Origin of the sequence: Neorhizobium sp. NCHU2750, from assembly GCF_003597675.1 — a bacterium.
GTDB lineage: Bacteria > Pseudomonadota > Alphaproteobacteria > Rhizobiales > Rhizobiaceae > Neorhizobium.
Window position 1 is genome coordinate 3854107 of record NZ_CP030827.1, and the last position, 19909, is coordinate 3874015.

At 58.7% G+C, this 19909-nt stretch carries 19 protein-coding genes; 11 read left to right on the top strand and 8 right to left on the bottom strand.

Annotated elements, in window-relative coordinates:
- Nucleotides 1–12: 12 nt before the first annotated feature.
- From NCHU2750_RS18580 to NCHU2750_RS18595, 4 genes are all read left to right on the top strand, one after another.
- On the top strand, nt 13–1449 hold the full coding sequence (locus NCHU2750_RS18580) for a murein hydrolase activator EnvC family protein (RefSeq protein ID WP_119942003.1): 1437 nt from the start codon (nt 13–15) through the stop codon (nt 1447–1449).
- Nucleotides 1439–2770, top strand: a complete 1332-nt coding sequence (locus NCHU2750_RS18585) for a S41 family peptidase (protein ID WP_119942005.1) — start codon at nt 1439–1441, stop codon at nt 2768–2770. Before NCHU2750_RS18580 ends, NCHU2750_RS18585 begins: the two co-directional genes overlap by 11 nt.
- Before the next feature lie 83 nt (nt 2771–2853).
- On the top strand, nt 2854–4047 hold the full coding sequence (locus NCHU2750_RS18590) for a divergent polysaccharide deacetylase family protein (RefSeq protein WP_119942007.1): 1194 nt from the start codon (nt 2854–2856) through the stop codon (nt 4045–4047).
- Between the two features lie 13 nt (nt 4048–4060).
- Nucleotides 4061–4594: an RNA pyrophosphohydrolase gene (locus NCHU2750_RS18595; protein WP_119942009.1), complete on the top strand. Its 534-nt coding sequence runs from the start codon at nt 4061–4063 to the stop codon at nt 4592–4594.
- Nucleotides 4595–4657: 63 nt separating this feature from the next.
- Here NCHU2750_RS18595 and bfr read toward each other — a convergent pair whose 3' ends face one another.
- From bfr to NCHU2750_RS18620, 5 genes are all read right to left on the bottom strand, one after another.
- Nucleotides 4658–5143, bottom strand: a complete 486-nt coding sequence (bfr, locus tag NCHU2750_RS18600) for a bacterioferritin (protein WP_162939678.1) — start codon at nt 5141–5143, stop codon at nt 4658–4660.
- Nucleotides 5109–5420: a (2Fe-2S)-binding protein gene (locus NCHU2750_RS18605; RefSeq protein WP_119942013.1), complete on the bottom strand. Its 312-nt coding sequence runs from the start codon at nt 5418–5420 to the stop codon at nt 5109–5111. The genes bfr and NCHU2750_RS18605 overlap by 35 nt, the downstream gene beginning before the upstream one ends.
- Nucleotides 5421–5578: 158 nt before the next feature.
- Complete coding sequence (locus tag NCHU2750_RS18610) at nt 5579–9022, bottom strand: error-prone DNA polymerase (protein ID WP_119942015.1); 3444 nt, start codon at nt 9020–9022, stop codon at nt 5579–5581.
- Nucleotides 9022–10440 (bottom strand): Y-family DNA polymerase, encoded by a 1419-nt coding sequence (locus tag NCHU2750_RS18615; RefSeq protein ID WP_119943523.1) that lies wholly within the window; start codon nt 10438–10440, stop codon nt 9022–9024. The genes NCHU2750_RS18610 and NCHU2750_RS18615 overlap by 1 nt, the downstream gene beginning before the upstream one ends.
- Before the next feature lie 40 nt (nt 10441–10480).
- Nucleotides 10481–11416 (bottom strand): ImuA family protein, encoded by a 936-nt coding sequence (locus tag NCHU2750_RS18620; protein ID WP_119942018.1) that lies wholly within the window; start codon nt 11414–11416, stop codon nt 10481–10483.
- Nucleotides 11417–11587: 171 nt separating this feature from the next.
- On the opposite strand from NCHU2750_RS18620, the gene NCHU2750_RS18625 reads away from it, so the two are divergent.
- The gene (locus tag NCHU2750_RS18625) at nt 11588–12025 is read left to right on the top strand and encodes a metallopeptidase family protein (RefSeq protein WP_119942020.1); all 438 of its coding nucleotides are present in this window, start codon (nt 11588–11590) and stop codon (nt 12023–12025) included.
- A gap of 12 nt (nt 12026–12037) precedes the next feature.
- Here the strand turns inward: NCHU2750_RS18625 and NCHU2750_RS18630 are convergent, their stop codons facing one another.
- Both NCHU2750_RS18630 and NCHU2750_RS18635 read right to left on the bottom strand, forming a co-directional pair.
- A complete protein-coding gene (locus NCHU2750_RS18630) occupies nt 12038–12244 on the bottom strand; it encodes a DUF1737 domain-containing protein (RefSeq protein ID WP_119942022.1) in 207 nt (68 codons plus the stop codon).
- The gene (locus NCHU2750_RS18635; RefSeq protein ID WP_119942024.1) at nt 12241–13149 is read right to left on the bottom strand and encodes an HpcH/HpaI aldolase/citrate lyase family protein; all 909 of its coding nucleotides are present in this window, start codon (nt 13147–13149) and stop codon (nt 12241–12243) included. The genes NCHU2750_RS18630 and NCHU2750_RS18635 overlap by 4 nt, the downstream gene beginning before the upstream one ends.
- A gap of 106 nt (nt 13150–13255) precedes the next feature.
- Here NCHU2750_RS18635 and NCHU2750_RS18640 point away from each other — a divergent pair, with 106 nt between their 5' ends.
- From NCHU2750_RS18640 to leuB, 3 genes are all read left to right on the top strand, one after another.
- Nucleotides 13256–13483, top strand: coding sequence for a hypothetical protein (locus tag NCHU2750_RS18640; RefSeq protein ID WP_119942026.1), 228 nt, complete (start codon nt 13256–13258; stop codon nt 13481–13483).
- Between the two features lie 137 nt (nt 13484–13620).
- Complete coding sequence (gene leuD / locus NCHU2750_RS18645; RefSeq protein ID WP_119942028.1) at nt 13621–14226, top strand: 3-isopropylmalate dehydratase small subunit; 606 nt, start codon at nt 13621–13623, stop codon at nt 14224–14226.
- A 108-nt stretch (nt 14227–14334) separates the two neighbouring features.
- Nucleotides 14335–15444, top strand: a complete 1110-nt coding sequence (gene leuB, locus NCHU2750_RS18650) for a 3-isopropylmalate dehydrogenase (protein WP_119943525.1) — start codon at nt 14335–14337, stop codon at nt 15442–15444.
- Nucleotides 15445–15523: 79 nt separating this feature from the next.
- Here leuB and NCHU2750_RS18655 read toward each other — a convergent pair whose 3' ends face one another.
- Nucleotides 15524–17407, bottom strand: coding sequence for an MFS transporter (locus tag NCHU2750_RS18655; protein WP_119942030.1), 1884 nt, complete (start codon nt 17405–17407; stop codon nt 15524–15526).
- A gap of 214 nt (nt 17408–17621) precedes the next feature.
- On the opposite strand from NCHU2750_RS18655, the gene NCHU2750_RS30840 reads away from it, so the two are divergent.
- The 3 genes from NCHU2750_RS30840 (at nt 17622) to NCHU2750_RS18665 (ending at nt 19906) form a co-directional block, all read left to right on the top strand.
- Nucleotides 17622–17759, top strand: a complete 138-nt coding sequence (locus NCHU2750_RS30840) for a hypothetical protein (protein ID WP_205583867.1) — start codon at nt 17622–17624, stop codon at nt 17757–17759.
- A gap of 114 nt (nt 17760–17873) precedes the next feature.
- On the top strand, nt 17874–18908 hold the full coding sequence (locus tag NCHU2750_RS18660) for an aspartate-semialdehyde dehydrogenase (protein WP_119942032.1): 1035 nt from the start codon (nt 17874–17876) through the stop codon (nt 18906–18908).
- 185 nt (nt 18909–19093) lie between these two features.
- Nucleotides 19094–19906 (top strand): lytic murein transglycosylase, encoded by an 813-nt coding sequence (locus tag NCHU2750_RS18665; protein WP_119942034.1) that lies wholly within the window; start codon nt 19094–19096, stop codon nt 19904–19906.
- Nucleotides 19907–19909 lie beyond the last annotated feature (3 nt).

Sequence of the window (19909 nt, forward strand, 5' to 3'; positions counted from 1 at the left end):
TACGGAGCGGGAATGGGCGCACGTCTAAAAAGGCCTGTCGGACGTGGATCAGCTCTGGCCAGCACGCTGGCCATGGCGGGTCTTCTGCTGTCCGTGCCTTATTCCGCACCCGCGCAGGACGTTTCGCCGACGCAAGTCCCGGCAACCAATCCAGCAACCAGCAATACGGATGGCGCGGCACCGGCAGCCGATCCGACGGCGGAACTGCAGCACAAGCAGGAAGAAACCCGCAAGCAGTTGGAAGACCTCGGCAAAACGATGAAATTGTCGGCTGACAAAGTCACGTCGATCGAGCAAAGCATCGCCAATACCAACAAGAACAGCGCCGATATCCGTCAGGCGCTGATCGAATCGGCCGCGAGACGAAAGGGCCTCGAACAGAAGATACAGGATAGCGAAAAGAAGATCGCAAGCCTCGGCGTGCAGGAAGACAAGATCCGTAATTCACTTCGCGACAGGCGAGGGGTTCTCGCGGAAGTCCTCGCCGCCCTGGAGCGCATGGGACGCAATCCTCCTCCTGCATTGCTGGTCACGCCGGAAGATGCGCTGGCATCCGTCAGAAGCGCCATTCTGCTCGGCGCCGTGGTTCCGGGAATGCGGGCAGAGGCGGACCGCCTCGTGGCAGATCTGAAGACCCTGAGCGAGACACGCCAGGCCGCCGCGACAGAGAAGCAGTCGGTGACCGATACGATTGCAACCAGCCTTGAAGAAGACAAGCGCATGGATCTTCTTCTCGCCGAAAACGACAAACTGAATAACCAGAACAATGCCGATCTGGACGCGGAGCGGCAGCGTGCAACTGAGCTCGCCAACCGCTCGACATCGCTTGAAGGCCTGATCGGCTCGCTGGAAGACCAGATCGCATCCGTTCGTGATGCAATGGACCGCGCACGGGCCGAGGAAGAGCGGCAGAAGCAATTGTCGGAAAGCGAGCGGGAGAAGGCAAGGCAGCTGGCCGAAAGCGGAGTGCCCGACAAAAACCGCATTGCGCCAGCATATCCCTTTTCCAGCCTCAAGAACAAGCTGGAGCTTCCCGTCGCGGGCGATGTCGTGCGGTGGTACGGCGACCCTGACGGCACCGGACATCCGGCTCGGGGTATCACCATTGCATCCAACCCCGGCTCGGTGGTTACCGCGCCTGCGGACGGATTGGTGGTGTTTGCCGGCGCTTTCAGAAGCTACGGACAAACCATCATTCTCAACGCCGGCGATGGCTATTACGTTGTCATGACCGGTATGGAAAAGGTCAATGTCAATCAAGGCCGCTTTGTTTTTGGCGGCGAGCCTATCGCTGTGATGGGTGAGAAAAGAGTAGCAAGTGCAACTGCGTTGGCGCTGGAAACGGATCGCCCAACGCTTTACATTGAATTTAGAAACAACGGCACACCGGTTGATTCCAAGCCATGGTGGACCGCCAAGGAAACTGGAAGGGCGCGAAATGATTCGTAGGGCTTCGCTTGTCATCGTCGGTGCACTCATGGGTGCAACAGCGATGAGTGTCATCTATTCGGCCGGCGTGCCGGCTCAGGCAGCTGGAGCCTCTACCTACAAGGAACTGTCCCTTTTCGGCGATGTATTCGAACGCATCCGCGCCCAGTACGTGACCCCGCCGGATGAACAGAAGCTCATCGAAAGCGCCATCAATGGCATGCTGAGCTCCCTTGATCCGCATTCGAGCTTCATGAATGCCCAGGATGCCGAAGATATGCGGACCCAGACCCGCGGCGAGTTCGGCGGTCTCGGCATCGAAGTGACGATGGAAAACGACATGGTCAAGGTCATCGCGCCGATCGATGACACGCCGGCCGCCAAGGCGGGCATTCTTGCCGGCGACTTCATCTCCGAAATCGACGGCCAGTCGGTGCGCGGGCTGAAGCTCGAAGACGCCGTCGAAAAGATGCGCGGCGCGATCAACACGCCGATCAAGCTGACTATCATTCGCCAGGGCGCCGACAAACCGCTCGAAATCAGCGTCATGCGCGACGTCATCGCTGTGCGGGCCGTGAAGTCGCGCGTCGAAGGCGGCGACGTCGGTTATGTTCGCGTCATCTCCTTCACCGAAAAGACCTATGATGACCTCGAAAAGGCGATCAAGAAGATCAAGGAAGACGTGCCGGCCGACAAGCTGAAGGGCTACGTCCTCGATCTCCGCCTCAATCCGGGCGGCCTTCTCGATCAGGCGATCAACGTATCCGATGCGTTCCTTGACCACGGCGAGGTCGTCTCGACCCGCGGTCGCAATGCCGACGAGACCCGGCGCTTCAACGCTAGCCCGGGCGACCTGACGGATGGAAAGCCGGTTATCGTCCTCATCAACGGCGGCTCCGCATCCGCATCGGAAATCGTTGCCGGCGCTCTTCAGGACCAGAAGCGTGCCACACTTCTCGGTACGCGTTCCTTCGGCAAGGGTTCGGTACAGACCATCATTCCGCTTGGCGACGCTGGTGCTCTGCGCCTCACCACCGCGCTCTACTACACGCCGTCCGGCAAATCGATCCAGGGCACCGGTATCAATCCGGATATCAAGGTCGAGCAGCCGCTTCCCCCGGAATTGCAGGGCAAGCTCAAGCCGGAAAGTGAATCGAGCCTCAAGGGCCATATCCAGGGTGTCGCCGAAACGGATGAAGGCTCTGGATCTGCGGCCTATGTACCGCCGGAGACCAAGGATGATATCCAGCTCAACTATGCGCTGGACCTTCTTCACGGCGTCAAGACCGATCCAAGCTTCCCGGCCAACCCGGACAAGGCAGCCGCCAACATAAAGAAGTAAGCCCATTGCCGGGGAGTTTCGCGAAAGCTCCCCGGCATATGCTTCCCTTGATGATAGACTAGCGGCACAGCACGGACATTCGCTTGGGCACTGATCTCCATGCTCCCCTGGGACAAGGGCGGGGGCCTCAACGCAAGCCCCCCCGGCAGAATCGTGCCATCGCTTGTGCCGTCGTCCTGGCAGCGATCGCAATCGCCGCGCTATCCATCTACGTATTGCGGGGAGATGACGGTCTGCAGAAGGTCGCGTCGACGCAGACAGACAAGCCTGCCGGCGATGGCTCCGTGCCGGCCGACACCGCAGGCAAGAGCAAGCCTGGCACCGATCGCAACGAGCCTGTTGCCGGCGTCTCCACCTCCGGAGCCAATATCGAGAAAATGCCGACCGGTGACGGCGGCTATGTGACAAAATACACGCCGAGCGACCGCCAGGGTCCGGTCGTTATGGACGCGCAGCGTCTTGGCCAGGACCCGCGCATGGCGGATCAACCCAATGCCGATCTCGTGGAAGAGACGAGTGACGGCAAGCTTCCGGTGATTGGACCGGATGGCCTTCGTCCGATGGATCAGTATGCGCGGCCGTGGTCGGGGGCGAGAGGGACACGGATTGCGATCGTCATAAGCGGCCTCGGCCTCAGCCAGACAGGCAGCCAGCGTGCCATCCAGCAACTGCCGGCCGGTGTGACGCTTGCATTTGCCGCAAGTGGCAATAGCCTCCAGCGCTGGATGCAGGAGGCACGCCGTAAAGGCCACGAAATCCTGCTGCAGGTGCCCATGGAACCACTGGATTATCCATCAGACGATCCCGGACCAGGCACTCTACTGACCAAAAACTCTGCCAAAGCCAATCTGGCTCTACTGCATAAAGCCATGGGCGAGATCACCAATTATACAGGCCTGATGAACTATCAGGGAGGTCGTTACCTCGCTGACGAGAAGGCGTTGCAACCCGTTCTGCAGGACGTGGCCAAACGCGGCCTGCTCTTCCTTGATGACGGCTCCTCATCGCTCTCAAAAACCGGCACCGTCGCAGATGCGGCCCAGCTGCCGCATGTCTTTGCGGATGTCGTGCTGGACGGACAGGTCAATACGCAAGCAATATTGCGGAAGCTGGACGAACTTGGTCGTATCGCCGATCGCAAGGGCACCGCGATCGGCGTTGCGGCGGCTTTCGACGAGAGCATTGATGCTGTAAGGCAATGGGCCGACGAGGCAACACAGCGCGGTGTCGAGATCGTTGGCGTGTCGGCCATCGCACGCGACGACAGCCAACCGTGAACGGAGAATTCTGATGTCCAAGAAGGGTGGGCCGTTAAAGGCCGAAGACCTGCCATATCGGCCGTGCGTCGGCATCATGGTGCTCAGTCGCGACGGTCTGGTCTGGGCAGGGCGCCGCATCAGCGAGGCCAATAGTGAATATGACGGCTCGCCGCAGCTGTGGCAGATGCCGCAGGGCGGGATAGACAAGGGCGAGGATCCGCTGCCGGCCGCCTATCGCGAGCTTTATGAGGAAACCGGCATGAAGACGGTGACCCTGCTTGCCCAGTCGAAGGACTGGATCAACTACGATCTGCCGGCCCATCTCATCGGCATCGGGCTGAAGGGAAAATACCGGGGGCAGACCCAGCGCTGGTTCGCATTCCGCTTTGATGGCGATGAAGATGAAATTGCCATCAATCCTCCACCAGGCGGCCATCAGGCGGAGTTCGACGCCTGGGAATGGAAACCTATGGGCGAGCTGCCTGGGCTGATCGTACCGTTCAAGCGCAAGGTGTATGAACAGGTCGTGGCGGAATTCGCTCATCTTGGAAGCGCCGCGGCGTAACCGGCGCGACGTCCATGGCTCAATAGGGCGAGAATGCCCGGCAATCGAGCCGGGCATAGCCTGTTACTCGGCAGCGTCGGCAGACTCGGCGTTCAGCTGGCCGTAGCGCTCTTCGCCGATCTTCGCCAGAAGGTCGAGCTGCGTCTCGAGGAAGTCGATATGGCCTTCCTCATCCATCAGCAGCGCTTCAAACAGCTTCATGGAGACATAGTCGCCTGCCTCATGACAGAGATCACGGGAGGCCTTGTAGGCGGTGCGGGCGTCATATTCGCCGGCGAGATCCGCTTCGAGCACTTCCTTGACGTTCTGACCGATGCGCAAAGGTGCAAGCGTCTGAAGATTGGGGTGACCTTCGAGGAAAATGATGCGATCGATCAGGCGATCGGCATGCTGCATTTCTTCGATGGATTCGGCACGTTCCTTCTTGGCGAGCTTGGTGAAACCCCAGTCGCTGAGAAGTCGATAGTGTAGCCAGTATTGGTTTACGGCTCCGAGTTCGAGGAACAGGGCCTCGTTAAGCCGCTCTATGACTCTTTTGTCGCCTTTCAATGTCCGCTCTCCTATTGTCCTCATGGAACTGTCTCAAGCGGGACATATATACAACGACTTCGTCTTCCGTCGAGTGACGGCGCGCGTGATATTCCTCCGTCGTTCGAATGATCAGATCGACGACGTTCGGAAAACAGCCACAACAGCGGCCACGTTTGCTCATCGCATGATAGACCTTGGCGGGAACGATGAGCTGCCAACAGTCCTCGTCAAGAAGCTGGACGATAACGTCCCTGATTTCCTTGTCGGTAATATAGTTGCAACTGCAGACGAGCATTCCCGGAAGACCTGTCAAACATGACGAAACTTATCTTCTTTTGAGAAAGAAGAGCTAATATGTCAAGAAAAATCCGGTCCGGAATGATCACAGACGGCTGACTATGGGTCGAGGGATAGCCGTTGGAGGACGGCTGGCGCATTGCGCCGCGTTGAGTATCAATGAAAGTTTCGCCCTCTCGGCATGACACGACCCGCATCCCGGACATCGGCTTCAGTTTGGGAATGAGACCTTGCGAGATCATCATCCCTCTGTGAAAGAGCCTGGACCGTCGGCTGGGATCGTGGCCGCCAGGATCCGCCGCCAGAGTTCAGTGCCTCGTCTGACCGCAGCGCCGCGAACCGACGCGCTTCCCTTTGTAGTAGCCCCAGCATCGGGGTAATGTCCTCGATATGCTCGACCACGGTATGGATCACGCCATGCTGGCTTTGCAACCTGCCGCGTATCTTCACCAGCCGTGCCCCCATCACAACCGAACGGTACCGCTCGAAAATCTTCGGCCAGACGATTGCATTGGCGACACCGGTCTCATCCTCGAGCGTGATGAAGATCACGCCTCTTGCAGAACCCGGTCGCTGCCGCACCAGCACGATACCGCCGATCGTAACCCTTTCGCCGTCTCTCACGCCGAGCAGATCGACACTGCGGGTAATCTCCATCGACCTGAATTCCTCGCGAAGAAACGAGACCGGATGCGCCTTGAGGGAAAGCGACAGATGACGATAATCCTCGATTACTTCCTCGCCGGGTAGCATCAGGGGCAATTGTACTGCCTGTTCCGACCTCAGATCCTCTCGCCCGGCCGCCTGGAACAAAGGAACGCTTTCTGGCGCGCTTCGAACCTCAAGCCCTCTGACCGCCCATAATGCCTGCCGGCGCGTAAGCCCGATCGACGCAAAACCGTCAGCATCGGCAAGTCTTTCGAGACTGGCTCTGTCGAGGCCTGACCGGAGCCAAAGATCATGGACGCTTCGGTACGTCTCACTCCGGTTTGCCACGAGCTTTCCTGCCATGTCCTTTTCGCTCAGGCCTTTGACCTGCCTGAAACCAAGTCTGACCGCGTATCGGGTTTTGATGACCTCACGCATGCTTTCATGTCGCCGATCGATGGCAGCCCGATTGAAATCAATCTCTTCCAGACTGTTGTCCCATTCGGAGCGGTTTATATCGACCGGCAGGACAGTTACCCCATGCTCTCGCGCATCGCGGACAAGCTGCGATGGTGCATAAAAGCCCATGGGCTGGGAATTCAGAAGAGCCGCACAGAAGACATCCGGATAATAGGTTTTGATCCAGGACGACGCAAAGACCAGAAGAGCGAAGGAGGCCGCATGGCTCTCGGGAAAGCCATATTCGGCAAATCCTTCGATCTGGCTGAAACATTGCTTGGCAAACTCCTCAGAATACTTGTTCTTGAGCATCCCCCCGATGAAATCGCGCTCGAACTCCTTGACCCGACCGGACCTCTTGAAAGTCGCCATCGACCTGCGCAGCTGATCTGCTTTCTCTGGAGGAAAACCGGCACCGGTGATCGCGATCTGCATCGCCTGCTCCTGGAACAGGGGCACGCCAAGCGTCCTCTCCAAAACCTTTTCGAGAGCGGGGCTTGGATATTCGATCGGCTTTCCGTTTCTCCGATCCTCGCGGCGCTTCAGATAGGGATGAACCATATTGCCCTGGATCGGCCCTGGTCGCACGATCGCCACCTCGATGACGAGATCGTAGAACTTCCGGGGCCGAAGACGTGGCAGCATGCTCATCTGCGCCCGGCTTTCGATCTGGAAAACGCCAATCGTATCGGCACGACAGATCATGTCATAGACGTTCTGGTCGCGATTTTCCTTCTGCAGGTCGGCAAGCCTCAATGCCTTACCGTAATGATCCTCCAGCAACCCGAAAGCCTTCTTCAGGCATGTCAGCATGCCGAGCGCCAATACATCGATCTTCAGAAGTTTCAACGTGTCGAGATCGTCCTTGTCCCACTCGATCATGTAGCGGCCCGGCATCGCCGTCTTCATGATCGGCACCACTTCGTCGAGCCGGTCGCGGGTGATGAGGAAACCGCCGACATGCTGGGTCAGGTGCCGCGGAAACCCCATCAGTTCCTTCGCATGAGTGATAACCTTCTTCGTCACGGAATCCGTGACATCCAGCCCCGCCACCTTGGCCTCACGCTCGGAAAGCCCATCCTCCGACCAGCCCCAGACCGTGCTCGAGAGCGCCGCCTGAACATCCTCGGAAAGACCGAAGGCCTTTGCCACCTCGCGCCCGGCCATCCGTGTCCGATAGCTCGTCACCGCCGCCGTCAACCCGGCATGGCGATAACCGTAATGCTCGTAGATATACTGGATGACCTCCTCGCGCCGCCCGTGTTCGAAATCCACATCGATATCCGGAGGTTCGTTCCGCTCGGTGGATATGAAGCGCGCAAAGAGGAGTTCCGATTTTTCCGGGTTCACCTCGGTAATTTCGAGGCAATAGCAGACCGTCGAATTGGCGGCCGAACCACGACCCTGGCAAAGGATATTCAGCTCATACCGCGCATGCCAGACGATATGGCGGACGGTCAGGAAATAGGGCTCATATCCCATCTCCTTGATGAGGCCGAGTTCCTCGCGAATTTGCTGTGAAACACCGGGCTGGATTCCATCAGGATAGCGCCGCCGTGCCCCTTCCCAGGTCAGACGCTCCAGCGTCTCCGATACGGTTTCACCGGGAACGCTTTCATCCGGATAATTATGCTGCAACTCCCCGAGGGAAAAGCTTAGTTTGCCAAAGAATATCGCCGTATTCGCCACAGCCTCCGGATAGGCGTGAAAGAGCCGCCCCATTTCATATGCCGGTTTGAGATACCGCTCTCCATTGGGGGCCAGCAGAAAGCCGGCCTCCTGTACCGTCACGTGATTGCGGATCGCGGTGACGACATCCGCAAGTGACCGACGCAAAGGCAGGTCGAAGAGCGGCAGGTTTGTTGCGATCAGAGAAACACGGCTCTGGCGCGCAACCTGGGCAAAACTGGCAAAAACAAAGGGATCACGCCCGTCATAGGTCGGCGACAGCGCCAGATACATATTTTTGCCGAATGCCTGTCGGTAATCAACAAGCCGCCTGGCCAGATCAGCGAGGTAGCTCCGGTCCTCGGCCCGCGAAAAATCGGGCACGACGGCAAGCATCATATCCCGGCACCATTCCAGAAAATCCCATTCCTCCAGAATGCACGAGCCTTTCTCAGTCCTGAGATTGCCTCTACTCAACAGTCGGCAGAGATTGGCCCAGCCTCTGCGGTTCATCGGATAGGCAAGAACATCAGGTGTTGCATCGGTGAAGACGAGCCGGGCACCGGGGTGAAACCGGCAGGGCTCAACCGCACCCTCCTCACCCTCTTCCTTGCCGCCAGCCCTATGACGGGCAAAACCCGCCTTCATCTCACAAATCTGATTATGGGCGCGCACCACACCGGCAACCGAATTCCGGTCGGCAATCCCCAGCCCGGAAAGTCCCAGGATGCTGGCGGACCTCACCATCTCTTCCGGCCTCGACGCGCCTTCCAGAAAAGAAAAATTCGTCCTGGCACCGATCTCAAAAAAACCTGGAGCCCCCATCACGCAAAAATTCCGTGCATGCGCCAGTCTGGTGCATCCTTGCCATTATAGGGCCCGAGCCGGAAAACCCAGAAAAGCCGGCCGAATTCTGCTTCAAGACGATAATAGTCGCGTTCTGGCGTCTCATCGTCATCAAGCCACCATTCCGGCGCGATCCGCTCCGGTCCCTCCGCACGAGTGACTATGTGCAGGACATGCCGCCAGCGGAACCGCTGCGGCGGCCCATCAGGAACGATGGCGGCAAAGGCTTCAATCGGCTCGGGGCGACGCAGGAGCCGCAAAGGGCGGCTTGATTTCGGTGAGAAGGGCAAGGCATCGCCCACATCTGCGGGACGCACCGCCGCTTCGATTGCCGGAACGGCTATTTCGGCCCGCTCAGGAATATGGCTCTGGCGCGACCTGAGGACCTCAAGGCAATCCACCCCGAACCGGGCGGCCACCTTGTCGATGAAATCGGCAAGCGACGTTTCCTGGCTTTCCTTGCCCGAGAAATCACTCTGCAGCAGGCCAAAGGCCGCATGCTGCAGCACGCTCAACCGCAGGAGTTCGAACCCGAAACCGGCCTCCAGATGATCGTGGACGGCATCGAGGCGTTCACAGAACAAGCCGGCGATCGTCTTTGGATCCCTCAATGCTCTTGATGCACCGACCTTGATACGGAACACCCTTCCATCGACGCGAAACAGGGAAAGTTCGAAAACCGTCCCCCCCACGCCCCTCTCCTCCAGGCTGGCCTTGAGCGAGACCGCAATCTCACGCGTCACACCGATAATGTCCTCTTCCGCCTGGACGGGTTCCGCCAGCTGCCGTTCTGCCGAGAGCGCGGCAACCGGACGCCGCGGCGAAATCGCTTCCTCGCAGGCCCCCAGCGCCTGATCGAGCCTCATCATCAAATGCGCACCGAATCTGCGCACGAGCGGCGCTCTCGGTATGGCCATCAGATCGGCAATCCGCTTCAGTCCCAGCTTGCAGAGCCCTGTAAGGGTCATCTCATCGAGACGCAGCGCATGAATGGGAAGCGCCGCCAATGCGCCTGCCATATCCTCCCTGGCAGTAATCCCACCACGGCCGAACCGGCTCATCGCCCAGGAGAGACCCGGAGAACCGGAAATAGCGCCGCACACGTCAAATCCCACCTGCTTCAGCCTGAGGAGAATATCGCCGAGCATGGCATCCTCCCCGCCGAAGAGATGGGCGCAACCACTGACATCGAGAAAGAGGCCATCCTTTCCATCCAGCGCGACGAGCGGCGTATAGCGGTCGCACCAGTCGGCAACCGCCTCGAGAAGCTCGAAATCCGCCTTCTCATCCTCGTCGAAAACAGCCGTTTTCGGATACATGACACGCGCCTCGGCGAGTGCCTGCCCCCGTGTCAGGCGAGACCTCTCGGCCACCTCGTCGAGTGCCGTCAGCCGCAATGCATTGTCGCGCCGGCCGGCACAGACGATCGGCGGATGCTCAGGACGCTCTTTCGAGCGCCATGACATGCCCCAGAGCCTGCGCGCTATCCTGTCGGTGGAAAGATGCGGGAAATACAGGGCCAGGATACGCTGGTCCCTGGCGAAGGCGAGGGTTTTCTGCCCCTCCGGCAAGACGAAATTGGCGGTCATGGGAATTCCACTCCAGAAGGAAGGAGAGCGGAGCCGGATTGCGGCTCTTCTCAAGGGTGATCCGGAAAACCGGATGGCCTATGCTGCCGCCAAGCATTGTGCCATCCGCAAGGCGCCGCTCCAGAGCCGGCGCCGGTTCGACGAGCATGCGGAAAGAAGCGCTGCTGGCCTCTTCATCTCCCGCATGCCGCAAAAGCAGAAGCGGCCGTCCCGCCGCCTCTGCCCGTAGCTTGAGCCTTCGGCTTTCCGTCAGGCCGAAGGGTTTGGGATTGCCATGAATTTCAAGGATCGTTGCCGCAAAGGCCTTGCTGGCAAGTGCCTCTTCCGCAATCCACAGCGCATCCCCCAGCCTGCGGGGCGACGCCTGAAAGACCAAGCGAGGATCGACACCGATCTGCCTGATACCCCCGCCATAGGGCACACCGCTCTCGCAGGCCGAAAGACCATCTGCGATCCAGAGCAGGGGAGCACCGGAAAATTTCCGGGTCATGATGAATGCCACCAGCGAAACAGCAAAGCCGCTGGCTGCCCCGGCATCATAGAGCGTGAGCGAGCGAATTTCGGAAAGACCGTCCAGCCTCAGGCCGCCATCCAGCGCCTCGTCCAGAAACGGAATATCAAAACCCAGCCTTGTCGGTTCGGCCTGCTTCGCATCCGCCCTACCCGGCACGGCAAGATCTTCATGTCGTGCCGCAACCATGCCCGGCAAAGCCTTGCCTTCCAGTCTGGCGATCTGTTCGCGCAGGGCAAAAACCCTCTCCCGCGCCGCGGCATTACCGGCCATGGCGTCAGCTCCAATCCATACGTTCACCTTATGTTCCTATGGATTCCAGAGGACACACAAAGAGTCAATCACTCCAGCACAGGAATCTTTTCCTCATTAGCTATAGCAATGAATCTTATCTCGAAAAAAAGCGGCAACAGCCTTATATGTGACCTGGAAAAGGGAGAACCCATGGCTCGCATCGACCAAACCGACGACTGGCGGGATCGCCATGCGCCAACGATCAGTGCGTTTGAATCGTTGGCGATCGAGGCCTATGGTCATCTTCCGCAGGAATTCAGAGCCCTCACCACCAACCTCATCATCGAGGTCGAGGACTTTCCCGACGACGACGTCTTCGAAGACATGGCGCTGGAAACGCCCTTCGATCTGCTCGGTCTTTTCGAGGGACGAGGTATCTCCGAACGCTTTACCGTTGAGACAGGGGAGCTGCCCAACCGGATCAGGCTCTATCGCCGCCCGATCCTGGATTATTGGGCCGAAAACGAGGAAACCCTCGGCGACATCATCACCCATGTGCTGATCCACGAGATCGGCCATCATTTCGGCCTGAGCGACGATGACATGGAACGGATAGAAGCCAGCGCCGAGGATGCGACCCAGCGCTGACCCCGTAAAGGCTTATTGCTCGCCGAGCTTGATATCCGGGTGATAATCCTTGCCATCGACAGTTTTCGTCACAGCCTGGCCGCACTGCATCTGCCCGCTCGTGGTGTTGAAGGAATAGGTCGGAGAGCCATGAAGCTCCCACCCCTTGTTCAACGCCGCCGTCACCTTGTGGCAGAAGGAGGCATCGTCCGGGCCGGTGAGAAAACGATAGAGCTTCATGATATCTTCTTTCTTGCAGCGATTTTGGCAACCTGGTTGAGAAGCGTCTTAGCCTCTTCAAAGTGAAGGCGCTCGACCATTTTTCCATCGATATTGACGACATTGAGACTTTCGGCGCCGGGCTCATTGAACGCCGCAACGATTGTCCTTGCCTCCTCAACGCTTTGAGGATCCGGTGCGAAATGCCGGTTGGCCAGTTCTATCTGGGCGGGATGGACAAGCATCTTGCCGGAAAACCCCATGGCACGGCCCTGGATGCAATCCGCATCGCACCCCGCCTGGTCCTTGAAATCGTTGAAAACGCTGTCGATCACATCGACGCCATGGGCGCGTCCGGCAAGCACGATCTGCATCAGCCACGGCACGAGATAGGCTCGCCCCTTCTGCGGCAGCACGCCGGTCGCCTTGCGCAGGTCGTTCAGGCCAACGACGAGACATTGCAATCCCTTTCCCTGCAATCCCTTACCGCCTGCAGCAATGGAACCCGCGTCCAGCACGCCTTTCGGCGTCTCGATCATGGCCCACAGGGCCACGGGCTTTGATGGGTTGAGACCTGCCAGACATTCCGCGGCTTTTTCGAGCTCGGCTGCGCTTTCCACTTTCGGCAGCAGCAGCGCATCCGGCAAAAGCCGGGCGACGAGATCCATGTCCGACCGCGAAAACTCGCTATCCAAGCCATTGATGCGAATGACCCGCTCCTGATGCGACGCCGGAAACCGGACAAAAGCATCAGCCAGATTGTCGCGTGCTTCCGCCTTGCGTCCGGGCGCCACGGAATCCTCAAGATCATAGATCACCGCATCGCAGTCCAGACCTGGCGCCTTTTCAAGCGCGCGCCGGTTATCTGCCGGAACGCTGAGAACGGAGCGGCGAACGGGTGGATCACTGTCTTTCAAGAATTCCATTGCCTTCTTCTGACGGTCTTTTCAGAGCTCTGCAATAAATCCCGCTCGAAAAGCCCTTGCAAGAGAAGAATGGAAGGCCCACATTTGAAATTAGAAAGGTTTGAACATGCAGAACATTCGTTCCTTCTTCATCATCGCCACCGCCATCGCTCTTCTTGCCGTTGCCGCCTTGCTGACGGCTTCCCTGACGATCGCCTTCATGGGCACCCTGGCCATTCTTTCCATCGGTAGGGCACTGTCGAACCGGCTGAAACCGGTACCGGTTCGTGCCAAGACCAAGCGGGAAGACATGCGCGTCTGGAATGACGGCCGCGGAACCATCATCGACATGTGATCCTTTTCGGGCGCTGCCTGCGAGATGCGGGCTGGATCCGGAGAAATGGCGCGTACCGATTGGTACTGAATCGGACTTCAAATCCGTCCAGAAATCCGCTATGGCAGCCTCCACCAAAGTCTTCATGGAGGCCGATCATGGAAAAGTTTGAAAAATTGACGGGCGTTGCTGCGCCTCTTCCGGTTGTCAACATCGACACCGACATGATCATTCCGAAGGATTATCTGAAGACCATCAAGCGCACCGGCCTTGGCAAGGGCCTTTTCGCCGAGGCGCGCTACAAGGAAGATGGTTCGGAAAACCCCGATTTCGTCCTCAACAAGCCTGCCTATCGCGGTGCCAAGATCCTTGTTGCGGGTGATAATTTCGGCTGCGGCTCTTCCCGCGAGCATGCTCCCTGGGCTCTGCTCGATTTCGGCATTCGCTGCGTCATCTCGACGAGCTTCGCCGATATCTTCTACAACAACTGTTTCAAGAACGGCATTTTGCCGATCGTCGTCAGCCCGGAAGATTTGGAAAAGCTGCTCGATGATGCCGATCGCGGTTCCAACGCAATTCTGACGGTAGACCTGGAAGCCCAGGAAATCACCGGCCCGGACGGCGGACACCTGCATTTCGACATCGATCCCGGCCGCCGCCATATCCTTCTCGAAGGTCTGGACGACATTGCCTCGACGCTGAAGAGCGATGCGGCTATCTCGAGCTTCGAGACCAAGAACCGCAGCGAGCGCCCCTGGCTCTGAAGACAAGCTGGTCATCTCATCCGCGGCAGGCCCGGATGAGATCTGCCGCGCGCATCTGAAATGCGCACAAGCATGGCGAGCCTGCAGAACTGCAAGGACAGCAGACGAATGGCAAAGAACCTCTTCCTTCTTCCCGGTGATGGCATCGGCCCCGAGGCCATGGGCGAAGTCCGCAAGGTCATCGCTTATATGAATGACAAGATGGGCGCCGATTTCTCCCTCGACGAAGGCCTCGTCGGCGGATCGGCCTATGATGCCCATGGCGTAGCAATCTCCGAAGGCGACATGGCCAAGGCCATGACGGCGGATGCAGTTCTTTTCGGCGCCGTCGGCGGCCCGAAATGGGATAGCGTCCCCTATGAGGTCAGGCCGGAAGCCGGTCTTCTGCGCCTGCGCAAGGATATGCAGCTTTTCGCCAATCTGCGCCCGGCAATCTGCTATCCTGCACTCGCTTCGGCTTCGTCCCTCAAGCCGGAATTGGTCGAAGGCCTCGATATCCTGATCGTGCGCGAATTGACCGGCGGCGTGTATTTCGGCGAACCGAAGGAGATCATCGATCTCGGCAACGGCCAGAAGCGCGGCATCGATACACAGATCTATGACACCTACGAGATCGAGCGCATTGCCAGCGTCGCCTTCGAACTGGCCCGCACGCGCAACAACACCGTCTGCTCGATGGAAAAGCGTAACGTGATGAAGTCTGGTGTCCTCTGGAACCAGGTCGTCACCGAAACCCACAAGCGTGCCTACTCGGACGTCAAGCTGGAACATATGCTGGCCGATGCCGGTGGCATGCAGCTTGTGCGCGCGCCAAAGCAGTTCGACGTCATCGTCACCGACAATCTCTTCGGCGACATGCTGTCGGACGTTGCCGCCATGCTGACGGGTTCGCTCGGCATGCTGCCATCGGCCTCTCTCGGCGCAACCGATGCCAAGACCGGCACCCGCAAGGCGCTCTATGAACCCGTGCACGGTTCGGCGCCCGACATTGCCGGCAAGGGCATCGCCAATCCGATCGCCATGATCGCCTCCTTCGCCATGTGCCTGCGTTATTCCTTCAACATGGTTGCCGAGGCCGACCATCTTGAAAAGGCAATCGCCACGGTGCTCGACAAGGGCATCCGCACCGGCGATATCATGGGCGATGGTTGCCGCCAGGTAGGCACGTCCGAAATGGGCGACGCCATCCTCAAGGAGTTCCAGGCTCTTTCGGCGTAAAGGCTGATAGAAGAAACCTAAGACAAAGCCCGGCACATGTGCCGGGCTTTGTTATTTTTGCGTCCGAACGAGAGGGCCATCATTCCGCGTGGATATCGCGATCCTTCGTTTCCGGCAGGAACAACACGCCAACCACCAGCGTGATCGCCGCAAATACGATCGGGTACCACAGGCCGTAATAGATATTCCCGGCCGCAGCGCTCATCGCGAAGGCCGTTGCCGGCAGAAGACCGCCGAACCAGCCATTGCCGATGTGATAGGGTAGCGACATGCCAGTGTAGCGGATGCGGGTCGGGAACAATTCGACCAGAAGTGCTGCGATCGGGCCATAGACCATCGTCACGTAGAGGACGAGGACGAACAGGACGGCGATCGTGCCGACCCAATTTACCCGTGCCGGATCGGCCACCATGCTGAACGTGCCGCCCTTAGCGATCGTATAGACCGGCATGGAGGTGACGCCGTTGGCTTCATCGGCCGTCAGCAGCTTCTGAGACACGAGATCGGCGGCCGGAACCGTCGCCTTGTCACCCGCGCGAACGGCTTCCGCGTTGAGCCCGAGTTCGGGATTGGCGGCAATGAAGCCATCAAGCTTAGAATCCGGCACCTTGGCCGCGCCGCGTGTCAGCGGGTAACCCGCATCATGGAGCGCAACGTTGATGCCCTTTTCAAGCGCTGCCTGCTTCGCCTTGCCGTCGGCGCCGGCGCTGATAGCGTCGTAGCTCGCCACCGTTTTGTCGCCGATCTTCACCGTCGCCGCCTGACCGGCGGGTCCCGGCACCACTTCATAGGGCACGGAATTCTTGGTCAGGAAGGCAGTGGCAATATCGCAGGAACTGGTGAACTTCGAGGTTCCTGTCGGATTGAACTGGAATTTGCAATCCGCCGGATCTGACGTCACCGTTGCACGAATGGAAGCCTGCGCCTCGGCAAGCGCCGGGTTTGCCATATGGGTCAGCGCCTTGAACAGCGGCATATAGGTCACCGCCGCAATCAACAGGCCCGCCATGATGATCGGCTTGCGGCCGATCTTGTCGGACAATGAGCCGAAGATGACGAAGAACGGCGTTGCCAAAAACAGCGCGACCGCCACCATGATATTGGCCGACTGCAGGTCGACCTTCAGCACGTTCTGCAGGAAGAACAGGGCATAGAACTGGCCGCCATACCAGACAACCGCCTGACCCATCGTCGCGCCGAGCAGGGCGATGATCGCAATCTTGGCATTCCTCCAGGTGCCGAACGCTTCGGTGAGCGGTGCCTTGGAACCCTTGCCTTCGGCCTTCATCTTCTGGAAGGCCGGCGACTCGTTCATCTTGACGCGGATCCACACCGACACGCCGAGCAGGACGACCGAAACCAGGAACGGAATACGCCATCCCCAAGCGGCAAAGGCCGTATTGCCCATGATCGACTGGACCGTCACGATAACGATCAGCGACAGGAACAGGCCGAGCGTCGCCGTCGTCTGGATCCATGAGGTGAAGTAACCCCGCCGGCCATGCGGCGCATGCTCGGCGACATAAGTCGCCGCGCCACCATATTCACCACCCAATGCCAGGCCTTGAAGCAGGCGAAGGACGATAAGGATGATCGGTGCTGCAATACCGATCGTTGCGGCACCCGGCAGCACGCCGACCAGGAAGGTCGAAAGACCCATGATCAGGATCGTGACCAGGAACGTGTATTTTCGGCCGACGAGATCGCCGAGCCGCCCGAACACCAGTGCCCCGAAAGGTCGAACGAGAAAGCCCGCGGCAAAGGCAAGCAAGGTGAAGATATTGCGTGTCGCTTCGGGATACTGGGTGAAATAGGTCGCGCCGATATAGGTGGCGAGCGAACCATAAAGATAGAAATCGTACCATTCGAATACGGTACCGAGAGAGGATGCGAAGATGACCTTCTTCTCCTCCCGTGTCATGGGGCCGGCCTTCGTATCGGCCGCCGCTGTGACGTTTGCCATTGTCGTCCTCCCAACAAGGTGAAACTCACGTACGGCTACTTCGGCTTTTCCTCCTCCGCCGAAACAACCTTATGCGATTGTCTCAGATTGACAGAAATCAGGACAACCGGTGAGTGATCCTTTGGGATTATGACTTTCGTCTAAATCGAACTCGGGCAGTGAAACCGATCAGCCGTCAAGCCAGCTTGACTCCATGGCAGAATGTTCTAAACACATGCGCGAACGGGAAAACGCCCAAATGATCGCTCGCGACTTTGACATCGCTGCATCTTGCCTGCCGGCCGAACAAGCCGGGCAGCGTTTTTTCGCTTTCTCCAAAACCATGGCCAAAACGACGACGAAAATCGTCTGACGTCTCTGGCCCGCCGCTCTCTCCCCGGCAAGGCCGGGGACAAGGAACACCGTGGTCTCCATGACACGGCTTCCCCCTCTAAAGACCGAGGAGAGACAGAAAGAGAGCATAGACATGGGTTTCAAGATTGCAGTCGCCGGTGCTACCGGCAATGTCGGCCGGGAAATGCTGAACATCCTGGCAGAACGCGGATTTCCGGCTGATGAAGTCGTAGCACTTGCATCCGCCCGCTCGCAGGGCACCGAAGTCTCCTTCGGCGACAAGACGCTCAAGGTTTCCAACCTCGAGAACTACGACTTCTCGACCACCGACATCTGCCTGATGTCCGCTGGCGGCACCGTATCGCAGAAGTGGTCGCCGAAGATCGGCGCACAGGGCTGCGTCGTCATCGATAATTCGTCGGCCTGGCGCTATGATGCCGAAGTTCCGCTCATCGTGCCGGAAGTCAATGCGGATGCGATCACCGGCTTCACCAAGAAGAACATCATCGCAAACCCGAATTGCTCGACCGCCCAGCTCGTCGTCGCGCTGAAGCCGCTGCATGATTTCGCCAAGATCAAGCGCGTAGTCGTCTCGACCTACCAGTCCGTTTCCGGCGCCGGCAAGGAAGGCATGGACGAACTCTTCACCCAGACCCGCGCCGTCTTCGTCGCCGATCCGGTCGAATCGAAGAAGTTCACCAAGCGCATCGCCTTCAACGTCATCCCGCATATCGATGTCTTCATGGAAGACGGATATACCAAGGAAGAGTGGAAGGTTCTGGCCGAGACCAAGAAGATGCTCGATCCGAAGATCAAGGTAACCTGCACCGCAGTGCGCGTTCCCGTCTTCATCGGCCACTCCGAATCGGTCAACATCGAGTTCGAAAACGAGATCACCGCCGATCAGGCGCGCGACATCTTGCGCGAAGCACCGGGCTGCCTCGTCATCGACAAGCACGAGAACGGCGGCTACATCACCCCGGTCGAATCCGCTGGTGAGGATGCCACCTTCATCTCCCGTATCCGCGAGGATGCAACGGTCGAAAACGGCCTCAACCTGTGGGTTGTTTCCGACAACTTGCGCAAGGGTGCTGCCCTCAACGCGGTTCAGATTGCGGAGCTTCTGGTCAATCGCGGCCTGATCAAGCCGCGCCAGGCCGCCGCCTGATCGATAGAATTCGTTAAGCATATTGCTCTAGAAAATCCCGCCGAAAGGCGGGGTTTTCTTTTGGAGGCATGTCCTCACGAACTATTCATGGCAACGCGCCCGGCAATTGCTTGCAAGTGGATGCTTTTACAACGAATAGTAATAAAGGACGACACCGCCGCTGATCGGCAATCACGGATTATCGAATGAACAAGATTTTAATGGCAGGCCTGATCTTGGCCGGATTGGCTGCAGCGACACCCGCAGCGGCAGCACTCCAGTGCGGCAATGATTCATCCGGCTTCAACCGCTGGGTACAGGACTTCAAGCAGGTCGCTCCCTCCAAGGGCATCAGCCCTGCCGTTCTCGACCGTGCCTTTGCCAATGTGCAGTATAATCGCCCCACGATCAGCGCAGATCGCGGGCAGAAAAGCTTCAGGCTTTCCTTCGACGAGTTTCTGAAGAAGCGCGGCGCCGCAGCGATCATTGCCCAGGGCAAGCGCAAGAAGGCGGAAAACGCCGCACTCTTCGATCGCATCGAACGCCGCTTTGGCGTACCGGCTGGCCCGGTGATTGCCATCTGGGGCATGGAAACCGGTTTCGGTGCCTATATGGGCAACCAGCACACGCTTTCAGCCGTTGCTACGCTGTCCTATGATTGCCGCCGTTCCGATTATTTCACCGAGCAGCTTTATGCCGCCCTGGAACTCGTTGCCCGTGGCGACCTGAACCCTTCCGCCCACGGTGCTGCCCATGGCGAGATCGGCCAGACCCAGTTCCTGCCGCTCAACGTCATCCGCTACGGCGCCGATGGTGATGGCGACGGACATATCGACATGGTCGGCTCACGCGCCGATGCACTCGCATCGACAGCCAACTTCCTTAAGGGTCATGGTTGGGTCACCGGTGCCGGCTATCAGCCGGGCGAGCCGAGCTTTGCCGCGATCCAGGGCTGGAACGCCGCTACCGTCTACCAGCGCGCCATTGCCTATATGGGCGCACAGATAGACGGCAAGTAAGCC